The sequence below is a fragment of the Pseudoalteromonas sp. P1-13-1a genome, from assembly GCF_001401875.1.
In the GTDB taxonomy this organism is placed as follows: domain Bacteria; phylum Pseudomonadota; class Gammaproteobacteria; order Enterobacterales; family Alteromonadaceae; genus Pseudoalteromonas.
Map to the genome: position 1 here is coordinate 54,744 of NZ_LKDV01000027.1, position 6,000 is coordinate 60,743.

Genomic DNA, 6,000 nt, shown 5'->3' on the forward strand with positions numbered 1-6,000 from the left:
GTTACAATAAGTGTAATTATTATGAACAGTTTGTTTATCATAGATTCAGTCATTATTTTTTATTATATGACTGAGTATGTATACATGGAGTGACATGCGTAATCTGACAAACTCACTTTCATTAACTCATCAATAAAACAACGGAAAAAGGAAATTGTTTTAATGGCTCTAACAACAGTAATTCTTGCTGCGGGTAAAGGTACTCGTATGCGCTCTGCTTTACCAAAAGTACTGCACAAAGTGGCAGGTAAACCTATGGTGCAGCATGTTATAGATAACGCAAAGGCATTGGGTGCAACCACCACTAATTTAGTTTACGGGCATGGCGGCGAACTATTACAACAACAACTTGCCGATAACGACGTAAACTGGGTACTGCAAGCAGAACAACTTGGTACCGGCCATGCTGTTGCACAAGCAAATCCTCATATTAATGATGACGATACCGTATTAGTTTTATACGGCGATGTTCCGCTAACAAAGCAATCAACGCTTGAGCGCTTATTAGCTGCAACACCTAATAATGGTTTAGCGGTATTAACCGTTAATTTGGTTAACCCTAATGGCTACGGCCGTATGCTGCGCGAAAATGGCAAGCTTGTTGGTATTGTTGAGCAAAAAGACGCAAGCGCTGAGCAGTTACTTATTAGCGAAGTAAATACCGGCATTATGGCGGTTAGCGGCAAGCTTTTAAAAACATGGTTAGGCAATCTATCTAACAACAATGCACAAGGCGAGTACTACCTTACCGATATCGTTGCGATGGCACACAGTGAAGGTGTAGAAATTGCATCGGCGCAGCCAGATCATGCAATGGAAGTTGAAGGCGCAAACAACCGCGTACAACTTGCAGGCCTTGAACGAGCTTATCAAGCGTGGCAAGCAGAAGAGCTAATGTTAAATGGTGCCACCCTCGCCGACCCAGCCCGTATAGATGTTCGTGGCAACGTTAAAACAGGCGAAGACGTATTAATTGATATAAACGTTATTTTTGAAGGCAATGTTATTCTTGGTAATAATGTACAAATTGGCCCTAACTGCGTACTTAAAAACTGTACCATAGGCGACAACGTTGTAATAAAAGCAAATACCCTAATTGAAGATGCAAGCGTAGCTGCTCAATGTACGCTAGGCCCATACGCCCGCTTACGCCCAGGTGCGGTAATGGAAGAAGACTCGCACATTGGTAACTTTGTAGAGATGAAAAAAACCCGCTTAGGTAAGGGTTCTAAAGCAAACCACTTAAGTTACTTAGGCGATGCTGAAATTGGCGAAAAAGTGAATATAGGCGCAGGTACAATTACCTGTAACTACGATGGAGTTAATAAAGCAAAAACCATTATTGGTGATAACGCCTTTATTGGTTCAAATTCATCACTTGTTGCTCCTGTAAATATTGGTGCAACAGCAACAATAGGTGCAGGCTCTGTGATCACCAGTACCGTTGAAGATGAGCAGCTTGCAATAGCACGCTCTAAACAGCGTAATTTAACCGGCTGGAAACGACCAGTTAAAAAATAATAATGAAAGGCTACTTAGGTAGCCTTTTTTATTTCAGCTTTAGCTTAAATTGCTCTTTGTAGCGTCTAGATAGGTTAAGTACTTTACCTGTAGTTAGCTTTATTTCACTATCACCACTAGGTAGCGGTGTAATAGACTCTATTCTATCAAGGTTTACGCCATGGCTGCGGTGGACTCTACAAAAGCCTTTATCTTCTAATTGCTTACTTAGTACTGTAAGGGTCGTTCTTAAAGGGTAAATAGACGTGCCAATATATAAGTTTACATAGTTACCTGATGATTCAAGCCAATCAACATCGTCTATTTTTACAATAAATTCTTTGCCACGCTTTTTTACGAGCAAACGGTTTAGAGTGGGTGTTGCTTGTTGCTCGCTTTCTTCTATAGAAGATGCCTCCCCTAATAACTGCTGAACAACATATTGATATACTTTTATTAGCGTAATAAAAAACACAAAGCTAATAGCATCCTTTTGGTATTCGTATATTAATTCAAACCAACTCAGTCCAAAATCATAAGAGCGACCATAAGCTAAATATACAAGCTTGCGACTACCAACCATAATAGCAATATGTAACATGCTAAATATAATCGAAGCGCCAAAATACATAGCCAATGAAGCAGGTACTTTTTGCCAATTAAAAGGTGTGTTTTTCAAAAACCAAATTAAAGCCGGAAACATAAGCAATGATCCTAGCGCGCTTGAATACTCCCATACAAATGGCTCCCAAATTAAAAATGTTAAATCACCAGCTCTTTTTGCCTCCATTATTTGGGTTGTAGCGTTTATTGTATTGTTTATCAAAATATATGCGCAAAGTAATGCAGAGGCATATAGGGTTTGAAAACGCTGAAAGTGTTGTAGGTTCATAATATGTGCTTATATTTATGCGGTGGGTTTATCCCTAAATACCACCTTTTATCACTATTGCTTGTAATATAAGCACTTATGAATAGTTTTTGCGAGTTGTTTAAGCCTTACTAGTACCAATACGCATATATTGGCTTAAGCATGAATAAACAATTACACCTCACAACTCATTTAAATAATCGTCATTACTTTCTTGATTGGTTAAGAGTAATTGCGTTTGCTGTACTTATTTTTTATCACATAGGTATGTTGTACAGCGAAAATTGGGGTTTTCACTTTAAAAGTACTTATACATCTCAATACGTAGAGTATTTTATGTTGATGTTTGCTCCTTGGAGAATGCTACTTATATGGTTTATATCTGGGGTAGCACTTAGCTTTATGCTTGATAAGGTAAGTGGCGTTAAATCAAACTTCTTTTTTATTTTAAATCGCTCTATTTTTATATTACTCCCTTTGCTGGTGGGCTTATGGTTAATAGTTCCCTTTCAGCTGTATGCAGAGATGTCGCAACAAAGCGTTATAAACATATCGTATTGGCAGTTTTACTCCGCGTTTTTAGATATTAATAATGAAATGTTTACTAATTACCAATCTGGAGTATGGCCGCACATAGATGTAAATCATTTATGGTATTTACGTTCTCTTTGGCAGTTTATGCTTATCATTTTTTTATTTTCACTATTCATGAAGCTTCCTATTTTTACGCCTTTGCTCAAGTTGGTTAAAATAAACCTACCCTTACTAGCAAGCTTATTAGTCATAGCAATGCTGCTTACTAATAACTATTTAAAAGGAGATGCAATTCGTGAAACTAACGGCTTTATATTTTTATTGATAGGGTACCTGTTAGCAAAGTACGCTTATTTTTGGGCGAGCTTAAAACACTATTTTTGCCTGCTATGTGTAAGCTTTGCCCTGTTGTGTATATACATAGTAATGGCTTATCAAAACGTGTTTGATTTACCTAGCTATGTTTTTACTACTCTTTACAACATTCAAAGAGTATTGGGAGTGCTAACCATGCTTGCACTCGCACAGCATTTTTTAAACTTTAAAACTAGCTACTTAAAAATATTAAATAGTTGGGTATTCCCTTTTTATCTATTACATCAAAGTGTACTCATAATTCTATGTTTTGTTTTGCAGCCTTTAAAGCTTGGTTATTTTATTGAGCCACTCTTAGTTGTTATTGGTACATGGTGTGTTTGCGCGGTCATTACATTAGTCGTTACACGCATTGATATTTTAGGGCCTTTTATAGGTGTTAAAGCTAAAAATAGCTATTCCAAGCCTTTTAAATTATTAGGTTATACAGTAAGTCTTGTTCTTGTATGCCCCTTAGCATTAAAACTCGTTTTTTAAGTTAAAAAAGCTTTATTAAAAGTGCCATAACTTTGTCATACCGGTGTGTTGATATTTACCAAATACCACACTAAGGAAAATAACAATGTTAAAAAGGTCACTTATAGCACTTTCACTCATATCAATATTAACAGGTTGCTCACTAGATGGAGATGACGGCCAAGACGGCACGCAAGGTATCCAAGGGGAGCAAGGTACTGCGGGTCAAAATGGGACTAACGGCACCAATGCAAACTCTGCGTTAAATATAAGTTTAATAGGCCGCGCTGTACTTAATGCCCAAAGCCCTGAAGGCGCGGCTGAAATAGTTGCATATCAAGCATCTAAAAAGTGGATTTACGCTATTAATAGCTCTGGTGATGAAGCTGTAGTGAACATTATACCCGCCGACACCTTTGATACTGCTGCACTCGTTCAAGATAACGAAGGAACAGTGAATGCAACTAACCTTACATCAACCATTACCCTTACTTTAAATGACAACACCCCAGGCGATGCCAACAGCATAGCAATAGATGAAAATAACCAATTATTGGCTGTTGCAATGGCTGCTAAAACCGTGGGCGAAGCAGGTCAAATAGCGTTTTATAATATTAGCGGCGATACACCGGTGTTTATTAAAAATGTAACGGCCGGTTTTTTACCTGACATGGTGACCTTTAGTCATAATGGGGGAAAAGTCGTTGTTGCTAATGAAGGCGAACCTAATGGCGATTACAGTATCGACCCTGAGGGCTCTATCAGTGTTATTAATATTGAAAATGGCGTAATTGCCGATACGGCCACCAATATTGATTTTACTGCATATAACAATCAACAAACCGAGCTTGAAGACAAAGGGCTAGTTTTTGCCAACCCCACAGGGCGAACAATTAATGGAAATGAAATAAATACAACAGTTGCTATGGACCTAGAGCCTGAGTACGTCAGCATTTCTAAAGATAACAAATATGCCTATATATCAATTCAAGAAAATAACGCACTAGCTATCGTTAATTTAGAAGATAACTCTCTTGAACTAAAAGGGTTAGGATTTAAAGATTGGTCAGATTTACAAATAGACGCATCAGATAAAGACGGCGGTGTTAATTTTAAATCGTACCCAGGGCTTTATGGTATGTATCAGCCAGATACAATCTCAAGCTTTAGCTGGAAAGGCGCAAACTTTATAGTGTCGGCAAATGAAGGTGATGCACGTGAATATTTCTTTGATACAACAGGCGAGGCAGACTGCATAGCAAAAGGTGGTCTAGATTACGATGAAGATGATGGCTGTCTTGCCTATATAGATGAAAGCCGTTTTGAAGATTTAACGCTTGCAGCTAATTTTGATTACTTAAATAACGACGATGACGATATAGGCCGCTTGAAGGTAAGCACTGTAAAAGGTGATACGAATGACGACGGTCAATACGAATCGCTTTATGCCTATGGTGCACGCTCATTTACTATTTGGGACAGTAATGGGCTGGTGGTATTTGACTCAGGTGATGATATAGGTCGTATTACCGCATCGGTTCATGGTGAAGCCTTTAATAACAATGAAGATGAAAACGAAGGTGACACACGCTCAGATGATAAAGGCGCAGAACCGGAAGCGCTAACAATAGGTACGATAGACGAACGCACTTTTGCCTTTATAGGTCTTGAGCGCATGGGCGGGATTATGGTTTACGATATTACCAACCCTCACGATGTGCAATTTGAAGATTACTTTTATAACCGTGGTGTAATAGAAGGGGCAGATATAACCGGCGACCTTGCACCCGAAGGCATGGTGTTTGTAACTGCCGAACAAAGTGCGACAGGCGAGCCACTGCTTATAATCGGTAATGAGATCTCAGGTTCTATAGCTGTATGGCAAATTGCAGCAAATTAAAACCAACAAAGCAGTACAGCGATTACTAAATGTACTGCTTTTTCTAACGCGCAAATATTAGCTGTAAAATAGCGACTTAACATGCGCGTTTTTTAATCTAAAATCAGCCCGTAGGCCTTTATTTGTATGCGTTTCATACTAAATTCATTTATTTGTCAAAAAGCTGAAATAAAACATTGACCCCCGCTCGAATCTCCCTATAATGCGACCCCACTGAGACGGGAAACGCTGAAGCATAGCAAAGCACAACGGCTCAGAGAGTTAAGTAAAACTTCGGTTTTAAATCATCGCAAGAAAGTTTAAAATTAAGTGTTGACTCGAAAAATAAAGGATGTATTATACGCATCCCTAGCGACAACGTCGC

The 6,000-nt window shown here is 38.6% G+C and carries 4 protein-coding genes; 3 read left to right on the forward strand and 1 reads right to left on the reverse strand.

Annotated elements, in window-relative coordinates:
• Positions 1-162 precede the first annotated feature (162 nt).
• Positions 163-1,521, forward strand: coding sequence for a bifunctional UDP-N-acetylglucosamine diphosphorylase/glucosamine-1-phosphate N-acetyltransferase GlmU (glmU, locus tag AN391_RS15400; protein WP_055016222.1), 1,359 nt, complete (start codon positions 163-165; stop codon positions 1,519-1,521).
• Between the two features lie 28 nt (positions 1,522-1,549).
• Here the strand turns inward: glmU and AN391_RS15405 are convergent, their stop codons facing one another.
• Complete coding sequence (locus AN391_RS15405; RefSeq protein WP_055016223.1) at positions 1,550-2,392, reverse strand: LytTR family DNA-binding domain-containing protein; 843 nt, start codon at positions 2,390-2,392, stop codon at positions 1,550-1,552.
• Between the two features lie 141 nt (positions 2,393-2,533).
• Between AN391_RS15405 and AN391_RS15410 the strand changes: the two genes are divergently transcribed.
• Both AN391_RS15410 and AN391_RS15415 read left to right on the forward strand, forming a co-directional pair.
• Positions 2,534-3,757: an acyltransferase family protein gene (locus AN391_RS15410; RefSeq protein WP_082429336.1), complete on the forward strand. Its 1,224-nt coding sequence runs from the start codon at positions 2,534-2,536 to the stop codon at positions 3,755-3,757.
• 85 nt (positions 3,758-3,842) lie between these two features.
• Positions 3,843-5,636 carry a choice-of-anchor I family protein gene (locus tag AN391_RS15415; protein ID WP_055016224.1) on the forward strand — a complete coding sequence of 598 codons (1,794 nt, stop codon included), beginning with the start codon at positions 3,843-3,845 and terminating at the stop codon, positions 5,634-5,636.
• Positions 5,637-6,000 lie beyond the last annotated feature (364 nt).